We start from the raw sequence: 18,278 nt of genomic DNA on the forward strand, positions 1-18,278 counted from the left end.
TATTACCATTTACTATTTTTTCACTTCTTTCTTTTTAGTAGGTTTTGCTTTATCAGCAATAATTCTAGTTTCTTTATTGGCTACTTCCCAAGCAGTATGAAATACCAGACGCGTTCTATTTTCTAATAATTCATAATAAATCTTATCTGGTGTATCACCAGGTTTGTGGTAATCTACATGAGTACCATTAAAATAAAATATAATAGGTACATTATTTTTGGCAAAGTTGTAATGATCAGATCTGTAGTAAAAACGATTAGGATCATTATCATCATTATATTTATAATCTAAACTAATATTTGTATATTTTTTATTGACTTCTTCAGATAGATTGTGTAATTCAGTACTCAACTTATTAGAACCAATTAAATAGACATAGTTAGGATTATCTTTGTGCCTAGCATCTATTCTACCAATCATATCTATATTTAAGTTGCAAACTGTATTTTCTAAAGGAAAGATTGGGTCTTCATCAGTGTAATATTTAGAACCTAATAAACCTTTCTCTTCACCAGTTACGTGTAGGAATAAAATAGAACGTTTAGGGCCTTTTCCATTATCAGCAGCTATTTTAAAGGCTTCCGCAATTTCTAGTAAAGCTACAGTTCCAGAACCATCATCATCTGCACCGTTATAAATTTCTCCATTATTAACACCAACATGATCTAAATGAGCAGATAAAACAATAATTTCGTCAGGTTTTTCAGTGCCTTTAATAAATGCAACTACGTTTTCTGAATCTTTTAGCTTTCCTCTTCTAGATTTACTACTTAACCATTCTGTAGATATTTCTTGAAAATAATCATCACCTCCTAAAGGAGAAGGAATTCCAGTATTGATATAGAAATTCTTAAGATATTGAACAGCCTTTTTTTGCCCTGGTTCACCAGTATTTCTACCTTCATATTCATCTGAAGCGTAAGTAAATAAATGTGAACCTAAATCTTTTGCTGTAATTGTAGCTGCGTATTTTGTAGCTTGATCTACGTTAGCATCATCTTTTGATGCATTTTTACTAGAGCTACAAGCCATAAAAATCAATGCACTAGCTGTATAAAGTATTTTTTTCATCTATTAAAATTGAATTAAACTTTTTGAATTACTACCAAAAATAATAAAAAGTGGTAGTAACCTCAAAATTATTGGTTATTTATAATAAACTGCTGTAATTCCCTGTTGAAATTAACAGTTTCTTTTGGAAATAAATTGTCGAAATGTCCTTTTGTAATGAGTTCATTTGGAATGCCTGAATGCAAATTATTATCAGTAAATAATAGAATATAATTACTAAAATTGATGGATAGATTTACTTGATGTGAAGAAAGTATAATGGTTTTTGAAGTCTTGCTAACCAACTTCTTTAAAAGCTTAAAAATCTGAATAGTATGATGCAAATCTAAATGTGCAGTAGGTTCATCTAGTATCATTATTTCAGTATCTTGTGCTAATGCTCTAGCTATGAGAACACGTTGTGATTGCCCATCACTTAACTCATAAAAACGCTTATTTTTTAAGTGTTGAATTTCAGTCTGATGAATTGCAATATTCACTTTTTCAATATCTTCTTTAGTGAGTTTATCAATCCAATTTGTGTAGGGTTGTCTTCCTAAAGCAATCAATTCAAAAACGGTTAATTGACTTTCTGGTAATCTATCTGTCAGCACTAAACTCAATTTTGTAGCTAATTCTCTATTAGTATAATCATGCAAGTTTTTATCATTCAAAAAAACATTTCCAGAAATTGGGTGTTGCACTTTGGCAATAGTTCTTAATAAAGTGGATTTTCCTATACCGTTTTTACCCAAAACAGTAATCAATTGTCCTTTTTTTAGAGATAAATTAATACCAGCAGCAACAATAGTTTTTGCTTTTTTAGATTGATAACCTATGGAAAGGTTTTCTGTTTTTAAAATTATATTTTCTTTTGATTTAATCAATATATTTATATAAAAATTTTCTTTTTCTTTACTAATAACCAAATTACAACAGGTGCTCCAAACAGAGAAGTTATTGCATTTATAGGTAACGTAAATTCACTTGTAGGTAATTGAGCAATACAATCACAAATTAATAAAATAATAGCTCCTAAAATAGCTGAAGCAGGTAATAATATTTTATGATTAGAACTTGTAAATAACAATCTAGCAATATGAGGTATAGCTAAACCAATAAAGGCAATTGGTCCAGAAAAAGCAGTGATTACTCCTGTCAAAATACTGGTAATTACTAAAATTATATTCCTGCTTTTTTTAATATTTATTCCTAAACTTTTGGCATAATTCTCCCCTAATAAATAACTATTTAATGGTTTTATAATAAAGAATGTACCTAATAATCCAACTATATAAAAACCAAAGAAAATAGACAATTCTTTCCAGCTTAAGTTTCCTAAACTTCCAAAACTCCAAAATAAATATTGTTGAATCTGTTCTGCTTCACTAAAGTAAGCTAATACACTAATTATTGCTGATGTTAAACTGCCAAACATCAAACCAATAATTAAAATTGACATGGTGTTTCTTACTTTGTTTGCAGCAATAATTACAGCAGATAATACTAATAAAGCTCCTAAACTAGCTGCAATTGGTAGAGACCAATTTGATATTGATGATGATAGTAAAAATCCACCAAAAACAGAAGAACCTAAAATTAAAACCGCAACTCCTAAACTTGACCCAGAAGAAATTCCTAAAACAAATGGACCAGCAAGCGGATTTCTAAATAAAGTCTGCATTAACAGGCCTGCAACAGATAACCCAGAACCAACTAAAATAGCAGTTATGGCTTTTGGTAATCTAAAATTAAGAATGATAGTTTCCCAACTTTCTTTTGAGACAACACCCCCAAATAAAGAATTTAAAATATCTTTAAAAGGGATTGAAACAGAACCTAAACTAATATTTACAAAAAACAAAACCGCCAGTAAAACCGATAAAATTATAAAGTGTTTTGTGTAGTTTTTTTGTTCCATTTTTTGTTACCTTGAATACAAAATAAAAGTCTTATTCTGAATAATTCTTCAAAAAATTGACTAATTTCTGAATTGCAATTCCTCTATGAGAAATTGTATTTTTTGCTGAAGATGACATTTCTGCAAAAGATTGATTAAATCCTAATGGTTTAAAAATAGGATCATAACCAAAACCTTTTTCTCCTTGTTTTTTGGTTATAATCTCTCCCTTACAAATCCCTTCAAAAAGAAATTGTTTTTTATTAATATTTAAACAAATTGCAGTTCTAAATTGAGCTTTTCTATTAGGTTTATCCTCTAATTCTGATAGTAATTTTTGCATATTATGTTCAGAATTTCTTGGTTCTCCTGCAAAACGAGCAGAATAAACTCCTGGTTTTCCATCTAAAGCATCAACTTCTAAACCTGTATCATCAGCAAAACAATTGTAGCCAAAATTTTGTGTAATATAATCTGCTTTTAGTTTGGCATTACCCTCTAAAGTAGTTTCAGTTTCCTCAACTTCATCAAAACAATTTATATCTTTTAAACTCAAGATTTCAATAGAGCTAGACAACATTTCTTGCACTTCTTTTAGTTTGTTCAAATTGTTAGTGGCAAAAACGAGTTTCATTAAAAATGATATTGATTTTTACAAATGTAATCAATTTATAGAGGAATATTCGTTGGTAAATCTATAGAAATAGTAAAATAAATCAACTAAATTGCAAAAACTTAAAAACGCTGTAAGTATTGTTATCATTGATTTGTCGTGAAAATGTCGGGTTAAAAAGTGTTCTAAAAATTTGCCACCTTAATTTACTGAACTAAAATTGTATGGAATTTAAAAAAGTACATATTATGAAACAACCAGAATTAGGTAAGAAAATTTTAGCCCTAAGAAAACAAAAAGGATTTACGCAAGAAGAGTTAGTAGAACAGTGCAACATTAATGTAAGGACAATTCAAAGAATTGAAGCTGGAGATGTTTCACCAAGAAGTTATACCATAAAAGCTATTCTTGATGTGTTAGGTTTTGATTATTCTGAAGTTTTAGAAGAAAAATATAAGTCTGGGAAATTAGATAATATTTTAGGAATTAATAAGGATAAACTTCAAAAGCAACTTTTTACAGCTTTCATTTTTGGAATCATTTATTTTATAGCAGGTTTTCTTGAAATAGCAGTAGATTTTTTAGCATTTAAAGAAAATTGGTTATTTAAGGTAATTTATATTTTTGTAAAGTCTCTTTCTTTTATTTCTTTAGTATTCTTTTTTAGAGGTTTTGTAATTACAGCTGGGTTTTACAAAAACTATTTGCTTCAAATTAGTGCTTTTTTAGTGATAGTTTTTTCATTATTTATTTCTACTTTAGATGTACTTTGTCTCTATTTATGGGAAGAATTTTCAGGTTTAGTAGGCTTTACTAAACTCATTACTTATGGAATTTTAAGTATTTTGGTTGGAGTAGCTATAATGCGTCTAAAAGACTTTGGAAACCTAACTAAATGGACAGGTATTTTCGAAATTATTACTGGAAGTTGTTTTTTAGTAATCCTTTTAGCACCAATAGGTGCATTTACACAAGCCGTTGTTGAGATTTTTGAAATTATTTTGATATATAAAATTATGTCTAAAATTAAGAATAAGTAAAACTTTAAAAAGAAAAGAATTCTTGCCTTTTTAAAGAATTTAGATAAGACTTTGAGGTTTTCTACTCATGATGATAAGGCTCATTTCTCAAAATAGTAAAACCTCTATACAATTGTTCAACAATAAACAAACGAATCATTTGATGGGAAAATGTCATTTTAGATAATGAGATTTTCGCATTAGCTTTTTTGTAAACAGCATTAGAAAACCCATAAGGACCACCAATAACTAAAACCAATTGTTTTAAACCTGAATTCATTTTTTTTTGCAAATATTTACTAAATTCTATCGATGTAAAATGCTTTCCTTTATCATCTAACAAGACCAATTGATCTGTATTTTGCAATTTCGATAAAATGAGTTCTCCCTCTTTTTCTTTTTGTTGCTGTTCAGAAAGGTTCTTCACATTTTTGATATCAGGAATAATCTCTAATTCAAATTTTATGTAGTGTTTTAAGCGTTTTTGATATTCATTAATCAACAAAATTAATTGCTTATTATCTGTTTTACCAATCGCTAAAAGTTTAATTTTCATATACGAACTGTAATTTCGAGTGATTTTCGATTTTATGAGAAAATTGTATCGAGAAATCTTTTAATTGTACATTACAAATTTATCAGATTTAACAGATAAACTCTAAAGAACTCACAAAAAAATGAAAATCATTCTTATTTTTACATCAGAATAAACAATTATGATAACAGAAGAAAAATTCCAAAACGAATTAGATTTAATTATAAAAAATGCCATTAGAGAAGATATTGGTGATGGAGATCACACTTCGCTTTCCTGTATTCCTGCTGATGCAACAGGAAAAGCAAAATTATTGGTAAAAGATAATGGAATTATTGCTGGAGTTGAATTTGCAAAGCAAGTTTTTAAATATGTAGATGCAGATTTAGAAGTAGAAACATTTATCGATGATGGCGAAAAAGTAAATTATGGAGACATTGTTTTTCACGTTTCAGGAAAATCGCAATCCATTTTAATGGCAGAACGTTTGGTGTTGAATGCAATGCAAAGAATGTCTGCAATTGCTACAAAAACTACTTTTTTTGCAAATTTGTTGGAGGGAACAAAAACCAAAGTTTTAGATACCAGAAAAACTACTCCAGGTATTAGAGCTTTAGAAAAATGGGCTGTAAAAATTGGAGGAGGAGAAAACCACAGATTTGCTTTGTATGATATGGTGATGATTAAAGACAATCATATAGATTTTGCTGGTGGAATTACAGCAGCAATTACAAAAACTAAAAAGTATTTAGCTGATAAAGGTTTGGATATCAAGATTATTGTAGAAGCTAGAAGTTTGATAGAAATTGAAGAAATTTTAGCAAACGAAGGTGTTTATAGAATTCTAATTGATAATTTTAATTATGAAGATACTAGAAAAGCTGTGGCTTTAATAGGTGATAAATGCTTAACAGAATCTTCTGGAGGAATTAACGAAGATACCATTAGAAAATATGCTGAATGTGGTGTGGATTTTATTTCTTCTGGTGCATTAACACATTCAGTTTATAATATGGATTTGAGTCTAAAAGCGATATAGTAACTAAATGTAAAGCTGAATTTATTTCTGCTTCTCACAAATTATGCGATTCTGAAACAAGTTCAGAATGACGAAAAGTATGATAGATCATTATTTTGACGAACAAGATTTTTCTAAAATTGATTTTACAAAAACGAAAATCAAAAAAGGAGAATATGACAATTGTACTTTTACCAATTGTAATTTTGAGAATATTCACGCATCAAATATTCAGTTTGTAGAATGCGAATTTATTGATTGTAATTTTAGCAATACTATTATAAAAGATTCCGCTTTTAAAGATGTAAATTTTATCAATTGTAAATTGATTGGCGTAAAATTTAATGAAGTAGATACTTTTTTATTACAGTTTTCATTTAAAGATTGTCAACTGAATTACAGCTCTTTTTATCAACTGAAAATTCCGAACACAAAATTTATTAACTGTAATTTAGAAGAAGCAGATTTTACAGAAGCGAATATAAATAGTTCATTTTTTGATGATTGTAATCTAAAAAACACCATTTTTGATAGAACCAATCTAGAGAAAACAGATTTTATAACTGCTCAAAACTTTGAAATCGATCCTGAAGAAAATCAACTTAAAGGAGCAAAGTTTAGTAAGGATAATGTAATTGGATTGTTATCAAAATATAAAATTATTGTGGAATGAAATTTTATAAAATAAGCTCTGTTTTTATAGCTTTTTGTTTGCTTTCTTGTGATGAAAAAAGTTCTTCAAACATCTATCTATATTCTTTTCAGAAATCAAAAGCAGAAAGATTTCTTTTAGAGATTAAAAAAGAAAATCATAATAAACTTTACTTTTACTCAAATAAAAAAGATTCAATTAAAGATTTAAATATCGTTTACAATCTTGAAAAAGATTTTTTAGTTTCAGAAAAAGATACTTTTTATTTTATTAAAAAAAGTTATAAAACCAAAGATTACGAATATAAAATGTATCAACCCAAAACCATAAAAAGTCATACTATAACTTTGGTTTTTCACAAAAATTATGGACTTTTATCAAGTTCAGTTTGGGGTGCAGATTTTTTATTCTTAAAAGATTCTTTATCATCATTTAAAAATGAAGCAATTTTTAAAGAAATAATGCTTGAAAAAAATAAAATATATTTAGAGTAATTTTTTCTCCTTTGGAGAAATGTCTGAAAGACAAAGAGGCATATGACAAAAGAAATAGAAGACAAACTTGATAAAATACCAATTGTATGTGCTTTGGTGCGTTTTGGAAAAAGAATAAAAATTCCAGGTTTAGAAGGAATGTCTTTGTATGATGTGATTGAAATGTATTTTATAGGAATTATTGAAGGTGCTCTAACCACAAGAGCTGGAGGGATTGCCTATAGCTTTTTCATGGCAATTTTTCCTTTTTTACTTTTCGTATTAACATTAATTCCATTTGTACCTATAGAAGGTGCTCAAGAAGTATTATTATCCTTAATTTCTGATGTTTTACCTCCAAAAACCTTTGATGCAGTAGACTCTGTAATTATCGATATTATCAAAAATCAATATGGAGGTTTACTATCTTTTGGTTTTTTAGCATCCATTTTTTTAATGACTAATGGCGTAAATGCCATATTTGGTGGTTTTGAATATTCATATCATGTAAAAGAAATCAGAAATGTATTTCGTTCTTATTTCATAGCCATGTTAGTTACCATTGTTATCGTTGTTTTTTTATTAATTACAGTAATGTTAGTTATATTTTTTGAATTGATTTTAAAAGAAATTGTTACATTAGGTTGGCTGGAAGACAATTTAATTTGGCTACAATTAGGCAGAGGTTTTATCTTTTTAAGTATGATATTCATTACAGTTTCCATGTTGTATCATTATGGAGTAAAAGAAGCAAAATACTCTCGTTTTTTTTCTCCAGGAGCAGTTTTTACCACAGTTTTATCTATCTTAACATTCTATTTATTTAGCTATTATGTTACTGAATTTGCAAAATACAACGAGTTGTATGGCTCAATAGGAACTTTATTAATACTAATGCTTTTTATTTGGCTGAATGCTATAATTCTATTATTAGGTTTTGAGTTAAATGCGTCTATTTACTCTTTACGAAGACGAAATAAAACCTTTACAACACCTAAAAAATTATAACTTTTCACGATATTTGTGCTCACAGAGCGATTTATTATTTTTCCATTTTTATGGAATTATGATTTTTCTTTTAGCGACCCGTCAGATTTTTCGTAAAGTTGTCGTTTCTGCAAGGTTTCAAAAACCTTGTAGGTTAAGTAATTAGAAAAGTTTGTAATACCTGCAAGGTTTTAAACCTTGCAGGTATTAAGCAATTTGAATAAGATATTTATAAGTATAGATACCTACAAGGTTAAAAAAACCTTGCAGGATAAATTAGGATAAAATAATGAAACCAAGTATCCCAAAAGGAACAAGAGATTTTTCGCCAACAGAAGTAGCTAATCGTACTTATATAATTAATACGATTAAAACTGCGTTTGAAACTTTTGGATTTCAACCTATTGAAACCCCAAGTTTTGAAAAATCATCAACTTTAATGGGAAAATACGGAGAAGAAGGAGATCGTTTGATTTTTAAGATTTTGAATTCTGGTAATTTCTTTTATGAAAAAGATTCAATTGATTTACCTGAAAGTTATGAAAAGTTAAAATTCAATTCTTTAGATGATTTGGAATCTAAAGAAAAAATTGAATTGAATAGGTTTACAAATAGAATTTCAGGAAAAGCACTTCGTTATGACCTTACAGTACCATTCGCAAGATATGTAGTACAACATCAAAATGAAATTACGTTTCCTTTTAAACGTTATCAAGTACAACCAGTTTGGAGAGCAGATAGACCTCAAAAAGGACGTTTTAGAGAATTTTATCAATGTGATGCAGATGTAGTTGGTAGCAAATCTTTGTGGCAAGAAGTCGAGTTTATCCAATTATATGATACTGTTTTTACACAATTAGGTTTAGCAGAAACAACGATTAAAATCAACAATAGAAAAATACTTTCTGGAATTGCAGAAGTCATTGGTGCTCAAGATAAATTGATCGATTTTACAGTAGCTTTAGACAAATTGGATAAAATTGGTCAAGAAAAAGTTGAAACAGAAATGTTATCCAAAGGAATTACGTCAGCAGCCATTCAAAAAGTACAACCTTTATTTAGTTTTGATGGGAATAATCAAGAGAATTTAGATGCTTTAGCAAAAATGCTAACCACTTCAGAAGAAGGCACAAAAGGAGTTGAAGAATTACGTTTTGTAATCAATTCAATATCAGAATTAGGTTTACAATCAGCCAGTTTAGAGGTTGATGTAACTTTAGCAAGAGGTTTAAATTATTATACAGGAGCAATTTTTGAAGTTTCAGCACCAAAAGGTGTAAAAATGGGGTCAATTGGTGGTGGTGGAAGATATGATGATTTAACAGGAATTTTCGGAATGAAAGACGTTTCTGGGGTTGGAATATCTTTTGGTTTAGACAGAATTTATTTAGTGTTAGAAGAATTAGGTTTGTTTAAAACTGTGGCTTTACCAAAGCCAAAAGTAATGTTTGTCAATTTTGGAGAAAATGAAGCTTTGTACTGTATGAAAGCAATTTCTCAATTAAGAGTTAAAGGTATTAAGTCTGAATTATTTCCTGATGCTGCAAAAATGAAAAAGCAAATGAATTACGCTAACAAACGCGAAATTGAATTTGTGGTTATTGTGGGTTCTCAAGAAATTGAAAACGATGAGTTTACATTAAAGAATATGGTTTCTGGTGAGCAATCAAAATGTAGTTTATTAGAATTGATACAAACTTTATTGTAAGTTTTACTTGTCATTTCGAACGAAATGAAATGAAGTTGAGAAATCTCATTTTAGAAACTTCAATATTAAATAACAATATATTAAATTTGCATTCCAAAAAATACGATTCAACTATTTGAATTTATCAATATAATGAACGACGAAAGAATAGAAGAACTAGGAGAAGATCACGTTGGTACATCAGCCAAAACACCTTTAAGAGCAGATGCTTTTGCTATTTCTGATGAAGAAAAAATAAGTAGAATCCAAGAAAGCGTAAAAGATATTTTACAGACTTTAGGTATGGATTTAACAGACGATAGTTTACAAGGCACACCAAAAAGAGTTGCTAAAGCTTTTGTAAATGAGATTTTTATGGGTTTAAATCCTAAAAATAAACCAAAAGCATCCACATTCGATAATAATTACAATTATGGTGAAATGTTGGTGGAAAAAAATATTGTGGTGTATTCTACTTGCGAACATCATTTATTACCAATTATAGGTAGAGCTCATGTAGCCTACATTTCTGATGGAAAAGTTATTGGCTTATCAAAAATGAATAGAATTGTGGAGTATTTTGCAAAAAGACCACAAGTACAAGAACGCTTAACAATGCAAGTGGTACAAGCGATGCAAGAAGCTTTAGGTACTCAAAATGTTGCTTGTGTTATAGATGCAAAACATTTGTGTGTAAATTCTAGAGGAATAAAAGATATTGAAAGCTCAACAGTTACTGCAGAATTTGGGGGTAAATTTAAAGAAACAGAAACCAAAAGAGAATTTTTAGATTACTTAAAGATGGATACTGATTTCGATTAACTGCAAACTTGATTCAACATCTTTTAATAAAACATTCAATAACCGTTTAGAAAATTTCTAAACGGTTTTTTTCTTAATAGATCATATAGTTTTTTTCTAGTAATCAGGTTATTATTATAAGTTTTTCAAAAAAATAGGATTTAAGTATCAAATCTATATTTATTTAAAAAAATTTTGGAAATATTAAATTTTATTATAAATTGGTCAACCAAACTAGTAAACCACTTTGGTTAACCAGATTAGTTTACTTCAAAAATCTATTAATAATAAGCAAGAAATTACTCGCAAAGAAGCGATAAAAAAAATAGGAAATTATGGTAAATATGCTGCATTAACTGCATTGGGTACTTACATAATTTTAAACCCACAAAAGGCTCAAGCTCAAAGTCCAGAAAGTCCAGGAACAGGATTTTAATTATCTGGAATTATAAAAATATAAAGCCGTTTAGAAATTTTCTAAACGGTTTTTTTATTTTTTTTGCGACACTTTTAATTTTTTTCCGTTCTTATAGTGTAAACAAACTTTAACCAACCTTTGGATACGAAACAACTCATACAAAAATGTAAACAAAACGACTATTCAGCTCAATTAAGAGTCTACCATTCTTACAAAAACATGATGTTTGGTGCTGCTTTAAGAATAGTAAAAAGTAATATAGATGCAGAAGATATAGTGCAAGATTGTTTTATTAAAGGATTTCAAAAAATACATCAATTAAAAGAGGATGCAAATTTGGGAGCTTGGTTAAAAAGAATAGTTGTGAATAAGGCATTAGATACTGTTAGAAATCAAAATAAAATCACTTATACAGATGATACGTATATTTTAGAGGAAAAACCAGAAGAAAAAGATGATATTGAACCATCAATTTCTGTTGATTTTGTAAAAAAGTGTATCAACCAATTAAAAGAAAAATATAGAATAGTTTTGGTTTTATATATGATAGAAGATTACAATCACAGAGAAATTGGTGAAATGCTAAACATAAAAGAAAGTACAGTAAGAAACCAATACAGAAGAGGTAAAGAACAATTATTGCAATTGATAAAAAGTAAAGTTGATTAAGTAAAATTAACATTTTTGAGTTTAAAAAATACTTTTGAGAGTTAGTTTATTATTTCGAATGAAGTGAAACGAAATTGAGAAATCTTAATAAAGAAAAGTTATAGATTTCTCTAAAAGGTTGAAATGACAAAGAATTGAAAAATATATAGAATGAAGTTAAAAGAATTTATACAGCAACATAAAGAAGAATTTACTCAAGAAAAAATATCTAAACTGGCAGATGTTTCTTTTGAGGAATTATTGAAGCAAGAATTGCATCAACCTAAAAAACGAAAAATGGTGTATTTAAAATATATTTCTATTGCTGCATGTTTGGCCCTAGTTTTCTTTGCTGGAAATTGGGTAATCAATCAAAATAAATTATCGCCAGTACAAAAAGAGTTACTAGCCAATTTAGATGATGACTCTGCAGGAAAGCGATTAGAAGGTGTGTATCAATTTAATGATGATTATTTAAAAGAAGACGAAAGAATAATTACTAGACTAATAGAAATTATTCATAAAGATGAAAATGATAATGTAAAAATTGCCACAATTGATGCATTACTAAAATTTCCTAAAAATGAAATTATCAGAAAAAATTTAATTAGTGCTTTAGAAAAAGAAGAGGCACCATTAGTACAAATAAAATTAATAAAAGCATTAACTTTTTTAAGAGAAAACCGTGCACAAAAACCTCTTGAAAAGATTATAGAAGATGAACAAACCTATCCCATAGTTAAAAACAATGCAACTTTAGCTATGAACGAAATTAATAAATAAGAATAATGAAAACTTTAAAACACATAGTAGTATTTGCTTTAACAATTACCTTTTTAAATGTTAACGGGCAAGAAAAGAAAATAAAATTTAGTAAAGGAACTCTAAAAATTTGCTCTTCCAAAAACTTTCAAATAGAAGGTTATGATGGTAATGAAGTAATTATTAAAAGCTTACATGAAAAAAGAGGAGAAAACTCAACTTTTGTTGTAAGTGGTACATCTAATCAAAATGCTTATAGTATAGCTTCTAATAATGGTTTAGCTAGAGTAGGGAGAGTTAGTCAATCAACCAGAAAAAATGACTCTTCAAGATTTAGAACATTGGTTTATCCAGGTAACGATATAAGTAGAAAAAAGGGGTTAAAAAAACTAGGTGCTAAAAACCAAAATGCAGATTTAGGCATCTATTTTACCATTGAACAAAAAGATGGAGAATTACTCTTTAAAGACCAATCTAGAGCAGGATTTATTATGAGTAGTAATGAGAATTATTTGCTTAAAATTCCGAATACTTTAAAATTAGTTTGGAGAACCAGTAAGTGTGATAGTAAGAATAGCTCTAATCAATATCGCTTTTTTAGTTCAAAATCTTCAACACTATCCAACTTTGACGGAGAGGTTGAGATTGCATCTAACCTAAACAATACAAAATTGAAAGATGTTACTGGACCAGTAGTAATTAACACAATTGGTGGTAATGTAACTGTTGAGTTCGAGAAAAAATATCCGAAAGCTTTGTATTCTATTTATACTAATAATGGATTTATAGATATTCAAATTCCAGAAAAATCTAATTTATTAGTAGATGTAATTGGCAAATCTGTATATAGTGATGTTGATTTTAAAGTTCTTGAAGAAGAAGAAGTTGATGATGTATGGCAAAAAACTACAAAAATGAAACTAAAATATGGTACAGGTAAAATAAAAATGAAATTAAATGGTGGTTTTGGAAATGTTTATTTGAGAAAAAAATAGTAGTTTTATTTTTTATAATAAAGCTTAACTAAAATCATAAAACTATGAACAAGACCGCATTGTTTTTATTGCTTGTAACTCTATTAAGTGCTTGTAAAAAAAAGAAAAATTTAACTGTTGATGATGTTTTAACCGATTATAAAAACAAATTGAATTCTATAGAAAAAATATCATACAACATGCAAAAAATTGATACCTTTTCTAGTGGTACAATATGGAATAAAAAAGGGAAAGCTTTACTAGAAAAAAACAAGAACGATACTATCTTTGGGTTCTCTTATTACGCTATAAATTTAAAACATAATAGTGCATCTATTTATAATAAATATAATCATTTTGGTATAGAGAATGACACAAAAGAGTTTGAACAAGAACAAGCTGGTTTATATGTTCTAGGAAGCCCTGGAGGTCAAATGGTTTATAAAGATATTTTTAATTTTGATGAAGAAGCTATTAGTAAAGATTTAGAAGTTACTGAAGATACTTATAAAATTACATACCATTTAGCTGATAATAAACAATATAATATCGTAAGTAGGAAAAAAGTAATTGAAATAGATAAGGAAACTAATCTTTTAAGGAGAGTTCATACATACCATTTTTCTGAAATAGCTAATCATAAACAAACTTCTACCTATATTTTTTCTGATGTTAAAACCAATGAAACTATTCAAAAAACAGTTGAAGAACAACTTGCTGTTTTGGCAGATTATAAACAAATTCTTCCAGAAGAAATAATACCGAATAAATTATTAGGAACTCATTTGCCAAAAATTAATTTGCAAAACTTGATTTCTAAAAAAGTAGAAAGCTTACAAACAGAAAAAGTAATTTTAATAGACTTTTGGGAAGTTTGGTGTGGCTACTGTATCCAGTCTTTTCCAAAAGTAGATGAACTTGCTAAAAAATATAAAGATTTAAAAGTAATTGGCATTGTAACAGAAAATGAAGAACAAGCTGTTAGATTAGTAGAAAAAAAAGACGTTACATTTACCAATCTTTTAGGAACTAAAGAGTTACTAAACACGTTTAGTGTAAATAGTTTTCCAAGATATTTTTTGATTGATAAAAATGGGATAATTCAAAAAGAATATCATGGTTTTTCAAAAGATATTGAAAAAGATATTAAAAAAATGATTTAATAAATCAACACAAAATAAAAAATCCGTTTAGAAAATTTTCTAAACGGATTTTTATCAACTTTGAATTTACTTTAATTATAAAATCTTTTCTTGTTGTGAAACAAAGTTAAGAATGAAAAAGTTTATTTATTTCCCCACCAAAACAAATTCACCTTTTTCAATTAAAGGGATAGCTTGTTTGTATTTAACAACTTTTTCTTCACCACTCATTACATTTTTGATGGTAACTCTCTCGTTTCTACCAATTTTTGGTTGCTCTCTTACAATTGTTTCAACAGGTGCTTGTTCTTGTTGACGAGAATTAGAGATCGCCTGTTCAGTGGTATTTTGAACATCAGCTTTGCTGGTATTTAAACGCTCTCTTTTTTGTTGACGAGCTTCAGAAATTTGTGAGGTATCTTGAGTTGGTAATTCTCCTTTAAATAAAAACGATAATACTTCTTTGTTAATTTCATCTACAGTTTTTTTGAACAATTCAAAAGCTTCAAACTTGTAAATTAATAAAGGATCTTTTTGTTCATAAGATGCATTTTGTACAGATTGTTTTAAATCGTCCATTTTACGCAGATGATCTTTCCAGTTTTCATCAATAATCGCTAATGTTATATTTTTTTCAAAATCAGTTATTAACGATTTTCCTTCACTCTCGTAAGCTTCTTTTAAGTTGGTAACAACTTGTAAAGATTTAATTCCGTCTGTAAAAGGCACTACAATACGCTCATATCTATCGCCTTCATTTTCATAAACATCTTTAATAACAGGATACGCTAAAACTGCATTTCTTTCTATTTTACTTTTGTAATGTTCAGTTACAATATCGTATAACTTATCAGCTAATTCTTTTTCAGATAATTTTTCAAAATCCTCTTCAGAAAAAGGGGAAGTCATAGAAGAGAAACGAATCAATTCAAACTCAAAATTTTGAAAATCTTTTACAGCTTTATTATTATTGATTATAGATTCGCAAGTATCATAAATCATATTTGCAATATCAACCTGTAAACGCTTACCATCTAACGCATTTCGCCTTCTTTTATAAACAAACTCACGTTGAGAGTTCATAATATCATCATACTCTAACAAACGTTTTCTGATACCAAAGTTATTTTCTTCTACTTTCTTTTGTGCTCTTTCAATAGACTTGGTAATCATAGAATGCTGAATTACTTCACCTTCTTTTAAGCCCATTCTATCCATCATTTTTGCAATTCTATCAGAACCAAACAAACGCATTAAGTTATCATCTAATGCTACATAGAATTGAGAAGAACCCACATCACCTTGTCTTCCTGCACGACCTCTTAACTGTCTGTCAACACGTCTAGAATCATGACGTTCAGTACCAATAATGGCCAAACCACCAGCGTCTTTAACTTCATCAGAAAGCTTAATATCTGTTCCACGACCAGCCATATTTGTAGCAATAGTTACTTGCCCAGGTTTACCAGCTTCTGCGACTACATCAGCCTCACGTTTGTGTAATTTTGCATTTAAAATATTATGAGGAATTTTACGCATTTGCAACATTCTACCCAATAATTCTGATATTTCTACTGATGTTGTACCTACTAATACTGGTCTATTTTGTGCAACGAGTTTTACAATATCATCTATTACAGCATTGTATTTTTCACGCGCAGTTTTATAGACTAAATCTTCTTTGTCATCTCTTGCAATTGGCTTATTAGTGGGTATTTCAACTACATCTAATTTATAGATTTCCCAAAATTCACCAGCTTCAGTTACTGCAGTTCCTGTCATACCAGAAAGCTTACGATACATTCTAAAGTAATTCTGTAAAGTTACAGTTGCAAACGTTTGTGTTGCATCTTCAATTTTTACATTTTCTTTAGCCTCAATTGCTTGGTGCAAACCATCAGAATAACGACGCCCATCCATAATACGTCCTGTTTGCTCATCAACAATCATTACTTTATTCTCCATTACAACATATTCTACATCTTTCTCAAAAACAGTATATGCTTTCAACAACTGATTCATTGTGTGAATACGTTCACTTTTAATGCTAAAGTCTTTGTATAGTTCTTCTTTTTGTGAAGCTTTTTCTTCAGGTGTTGTTTCTGATGCATCAATTTCACCAATTTTAACTCCAATATCTGGAAGCACAAAGAAAGTATCATTATTAGTTTTATCAGATAAATGAGCAATACCCTTATCTGTTAAATCAATTTGATTATTTTTTTCTTCAACAACAAACCATAAATCCTCATCAACTTCTGGCATTAATTTGTTATTATCTTGCATGTATAAGTTCTCTGTTTTCTGCAAGATTTGTTTAATCCCTTCTTGTGATAAAAATTTAATTAGTGCTTTATTTTTAGGTAAACCTCTATAAACTCTCAATAATAATTTACCACCTTCTTTATCATCACCATCAGCAATTAGTTTTTTGGCTTCTGCCAATACACCAACCAAGTGCTTTTTTTGTAAACCAACTAAATCAGAAACCAAAGGCTTTAGTTCATTAAATTCATGAACATCTCCTTTAGGTATTGACCCTGAAATAATTAAAGGTGTTCTTGCATCATCAATTAATACAGAATCTACCTCATCTATAATAGCATAATTTGGTGGTCTCTGTACTAAATCGTCTTTAGAGCTAGCCATATTATCACGTAAATAATCGAAACCAAATTCGTTATTTGTACCATAAGTGATGTCTGCATTATAGGCTTTTCTTCTTTCATCTGAATTGGGTTGATGAAAATCGATACAATCTGTTGATAAGCCATGAAATTCAAAAATAGGAGCCATCCAAGCTCTATCACGCTTTGCTAAATAATCGTTTACAGTTACAACATGAACACCATTTCCTGTTAATGCATTTAGGTAAACTGGTAATGTTGAAACTAATGTTTTACCCTCACCAGTCATCATTTCTGCAATTTTACCTTGATGTAATACAGAACCACCAATAAGCTGTACATCATAATGAATCATATCCCAAGTAACAGGTTTCCCTGCAGCATCCCAAGAATTTGCCCAATAGGCTTTGTCATCTTCTAAAGAGATGTGTTCATTTGTAGCAGACAATTCTCTATCAAAAGGAGTAGCAGTAACTTCTATTTCTTCATTTTCTACAAAACGTTTTGCGGTTTCTTTAATTACAGCAAAAGCTTCTGGCATAATTTCTGCCAAGGTATTTTCTGAAATGGTATATGCTTCATCTTTTAAGTTGTCAATTTCTGAATAGATGTCTTCTTGTCTATCTATATCAGCAGATTTTGCTTCTTCTTCTAAAACAGCAATTTTATCATCAAATTCTTTTGTAGCTGTTGCAATTTTAGTTTTGAACTCAATTGTTTTAGCTCTTAATTCATCATGAGAAAGTTGAGCTAAAGCAGCTTCAAACTTTTTAACATCATCTACAATTGGTTGTAAAATTTTTAAATCTTTTTGCTGTTTATCTCCAACAAAAAGTTTTATTACAGAATCTAATATGCCCATAGTTATGTTTTTATCAGTTTATAAAAAACTGTTAGTTGTATTTTTTATCAATTAAAATACCAAAATTGCTTTTCTTTTTTTGATGAAAAGCAAACAAAAAAAAAGCCTCT

Annotated in this window: 18 protein-coding genes; 12 read left to right on the forward strand and 6 right to left on the reverse strand. The window is 28.7% G+C overall.

Annotation, left to right across the window (positions count from 1 at the left end):
• Positions 1-12: 12 nt before the first annotated feature.
• The 4 genes from BTO18_RS01305 to BTO18_RS01320 form a co-directional block, all read right to left on the reverse strand.
• Positions 13-1,071 carry a M28 family metallopeptidase gene (locus BTO18_RS01305; RefSeq protein WP_105014486.1) on the reverse strand — a complete coding sequence of 353 codons (1,059 nt, stop codon included), beginning with the start codon at positions 1,069-1,071 and terminating at the stop codon, positions 13-15.
• A 68-nt stretch (positions 1,072-1,139) separates the two neighbouring features.
• Positions 1,140-1,937 carry an ABC transporter ATP-binding protein gene (locus BTO18_RS01310; protein ID WP_105017464.1) on the reverse strand — a complete coding sequence of 266 codons (798 nt, stop codon included), beginning with the start codon at positions 1,935-1,937 and terminating at the stop codon, positions 1,140-1,142.
• Between the two features lie 5 nt (positions 1,938-1,942).
• Positions 1,943-2,971 (reverse strand): FecCD family ABC transporter permease, encoded by a 1,029-nt coding sequence (locus BTO18_RS01315; protein ID WP_105014487.1) that lies wholly within the window; start codon positions 2,969-2,971, stop codon positions 1,943-1,945.
• A 31-nt stretch (positions 2,972-3,002) separates the two neighbouring features.
• Complete coding sequence (locus tag BTO18_RS01320) at positions 3,003-3,584, reverse strand: non-canonical purine NTP diphosphatase (protein ID WP_105014488.1); 582 nt, start codon at positions 3,582-3,584, stop codon at positions 3,003-3,005.
• Between the two features lie 203 nt (positions 3,585-3,787).
• Here BTO18_RS01320 and BTO18_RS01325 point away from each other — a divergent pair, with 203 nt between their 5' ends.
• Positions 3,788-4,603 carry a helix-turn-helix domain-containing protein gene (locus BTO18_RS01325; protein WP_105014489.1) on the forward strand — a complete coding sequence of 272 codons (816 nt, stop codon included), beginning with the start codon at positions 3,788-3,790 and terminating at the stop codon, positions 4,601-4,603.
• Between the two features lie 61 nt (positions 4,604-4,664).
• Here BTO18_RS01325 and rlmH read toward each other — a convergent pair whose 3' ends face one another.
• Positions 4,665-5,138, reverse strand: coding sequence for a 23S rRNA (pseudouridine(1915)-N(3))-methyltransferase RlmH (gene rlmH, locus BTO18_RS01330; protein WP_105014490.1), 474 nt, complete (start codon positions 5,136-5,138; stop codon positions 4,665-4,667).
• Positions 5,139-5,298: 160 nt separating this feature from the next.
• Here rlmH and nadC point away from each other — a divergent pair, with 160 nt between their 5' ends.
• From nadC to BTO18_RS01385, 11 genes are all read left to right on the forward strand, one after another.
• On the forward strand, positions 5,299-6,156 hold the full coding sequence (nadC, locus tag BTO18_RS01335) for a carboxylating nicotinate-nucleotide diphosphorylase (RefSeq protein ID WP_105014491.1): 858 nt from the start codon (positions 5,299-5,301) through the stop codon (positions 6,154-6,156).
• A gap of 67 nt (positions 6,157-6,223) precedes the next feature.
• Positions 6,224-6,808, forward strand: a complete 585-nt coding sequence (locus BTO18_RS01340) for a pentapeptide repeat-containing protein (protein WP_226789135.1) — start codon at positions 6,224-6,226, stop codon at positions 6,806-6,808.
• The gene (locus BTO18_RS01345; protein ID WP_105014493.1) at positions 6,805-7,281 is read left to right on the forward strand and encodes a hypothetical protein; all 477 of its coding nucleotides are present in this window, start codon (positions 6,805-6,807) and stop codon (positions 7,279-7,281) included. Before BTO18_RS01340 ends, BTO18_RS01345 begins: the two co-directional genes overlap by 4 nt.
• Before the next feature lie 42 nt (positions 7,282-7,323).
• Positions 7,324-8,268, forward strand: coding sequence for a YihY/virulence factor BrkB family protein (locus BTO18_RS01350; protein ID WP_105014494.1), 945 nt, complete (start codon positions 7,324-7,326; stop codon positions 8,266-8,268).
• 268 nt (positions 8,269-8,536) lie between these two features.
• The gene (gene hisS / locus BTO18_RS01355; RefSeq protein ID WP_105014495.1) at positions 8,537-9,955 is read left to right on the forward strand and encodes a histidine--tRNA ligase; all 1,419 of its coding nucleotides are present in this window, start codon (positions 8,537-8,539) and stop codon (positions 9,953-9,955) included.
• 132 nt (positions 9,956-10,087) lie between these two features.
• Positions 10,088-10,756: a GTP cyclohydrolase I FolE gene (folE, locus tag BTO18_RS01360; RefSeq protein ID WP_105014496.1), complete on the forward strand. Its 669-nt coding sequence runs from the start codon at positions 10,088-10,090 to the stop codon at positions 10,754-10,756.
• A gap of 226 nt (positions 10,757-10,982) precedes the next feature.
• On the forward strand, positions 10,983-11,171 hold the full coding sequence (locus BTO18_RS01365; RefSeq protein WP_105014497.1) for a hypothetical protein: 189 nt from the start codon (positions 10,983-10,985) through the stop codon (positions 11,169-11,171).
• 120 nt (positions 11,172-11,291) lie between these two features.
• Positions 11,292-11,822: an RNA polymerase sigma factor gene (locus tag BTO18_RS01370; RefSeq protein WP_146106869.1), complete on the forward strand. Its 531-nt coding sequence runs from the start codon at positions 11,292-11,294 to the stop codon at positions 11,820-11,822.
• 150 nt (positions 11,823-11,972) lie between these two features.
• Positions 11,973-12,584: a HEAT repeat domain-containing protein gene (locus BTO18_RS01375; RefSeq protein ID WP_105014499.1), complete on the forward strand. Its 612-nt coding sequence runs from the start codon at positions 11,973-11,975 to the stop codon at positions 12,582-12,584.
• A 5-nt stretch (positions 12,585-12,589) separates the two neighbouring features.
• Positions 12,590-13,558: a hypothetical protein gene (locus BTO18_RS01380; protein WP_105014500.1), complete on the forward strand. Its 969-nt coding sequence runs from the start codon at positions 12,590-12,592 to the stop codon at positions 13,556-13,558.
• Between the two features lie 44 nt (positions 13,559-13,602).
• Complete coding sequence (locus BTO18_RS01385) at positions 13,603-14,700, forward strand: redoxin family protein (protein ID WP_105014501.1); 1,098 nt, start codon at positions 13,603-13,605, stop codon at positions 14,698-14,700.
• A gap of 126 nt (positions 14,701-14,826) precedes the next feature.
• Here BTO18_RS01385 and secA read toward each other — a convergent pair whose 3' ends face one another.
• The gene (gene secA / locus BTO18_RS01390; protein ID WP_105014502.1) at positions 14,827-18,168 is read right to left on the reverse strand and encodes a preprotein translocase subunit SecA; all 3,342 of its coding nucleotides are present in this window, start codon (positions 18,166-18,168) and stop codon (positions 14,827-14,829) included.
• Positions 18,169-18,278 lie beyond the last annotated feature (110 nt).

The organism is Polaribacter porphyrae (assembly GCF_002954685.1).
GTDB classification, from domain to species: domain Bacteria; phylum Bacteroidota; class Bacteroidia; order Flavobacteriales; family Flavobacteriaceae; genus Polaribacter; species Polaribacter porphyrae.

Excerpts from the sequence above, each read along its gene's own strand:
- BTO18_RS01305 (WP_105014486.1), bottom strand. The coding sequence starts at position 1,071 with ATGAAAAAAATACTTTATACAGCTAGTGCATTGATTTTTATGGCTTGT.
- BTO18_RS01345 (WP_105014493.1), top strand. The coding sequence starts at position 6,805 with ATGAAATTTTATAAAATAAGCTCTGTTTTTATAGCTTTTTGTTTGCTT.
- nadC (WP_105014491.1), top strand. The coding sequence starts at position 5,299 with ATGATAACAGAAGAAAAATTCCAAAACGAATTAGATTTAATTATAAAA.
- BTO18_RS01325 (WP_105014489.1), top strand. The coding sequence starts at position 3,788 with ATGGAATTTAAAAAAGTACATATTATGAAACAACCAGAATTAGGTAAG.
- BTO18_RS01350 (WP_105014494.1), top strand. The coding sequence starts at position 7,324 with ATGACAAAAGAAATAGAAGACAAACTTGATAAAATACCAATTGTATGT.
- secA (WP_105014502.1), bottom strand. The coding sequence starts at position 18,168 with ATGGGCATATTAGATTCTGTAATAAAACTTTTTGTTGGAGATAAACAG.
- BTO18_RS01375 (WP_105014499.1), top strand. The coding sequence starts at position 11,973 with ATGAAGTTAAAAGAATTTATACAGCAACATAAAGAAGAATTTACTCAA.
- BTO18_RS01320 (WP_105014488.1), bottom strand. The coding sequence starts at position 3,584 with ATGAAACTCGTTTTTGCCACTAACAATTTGAACAAACTAAAAGAAGTG.
- hisS (WP_105014495.1), top strand. The coding sequence starts at position 8,537 with ATGAAACCAAGTATCCCAAAAGGAACAAGAGATTTTTCGCCAACAGAA.
- rlmH (WP_105014490.1), bottom strand. The coding sequence starts at position 5,138 with ATGAAAATTAAACTTTTAGCGATTGGTAAAACAGATAATAAGCAATTA.
- BTO18_RS01315 (WP_105014487.1), bottom strand. The coding sequence starts at position 2,971 with ATGGAACAAAAAAACTACACAAAACACTTTATAATTTTATCGGTTTTA.
- BTO18_RS01385 (WP_105014501.1), top strand. The coding sequence starts at position 13,603 with ATGAACAAGACCGCATTGTTTTTATTGCTTGTAACTCTATTAAGTGCT.
- BTO18_RS01380 (WP_105014500.1), top strand. The coding sequence starts at position 12,590 with ATGAAAACTTTAAAACACATAGTAGTATTTGCTTTAACAATTACCTTT.
- folE (WP_105014496.1), top strand. The coding sequence starts at position 10,088 with ATGAACGACGAAAGAATAGAAGAACTAGGAGAAGATCACGTTGGTACA.
- BTO18_RS01340 (WP_226789135.1), top strand. The coding sequence starts at position 6,224 with ATGACGAAAAGTATGATAGATCATTATTTTGACGAACAAGATTTTTCT.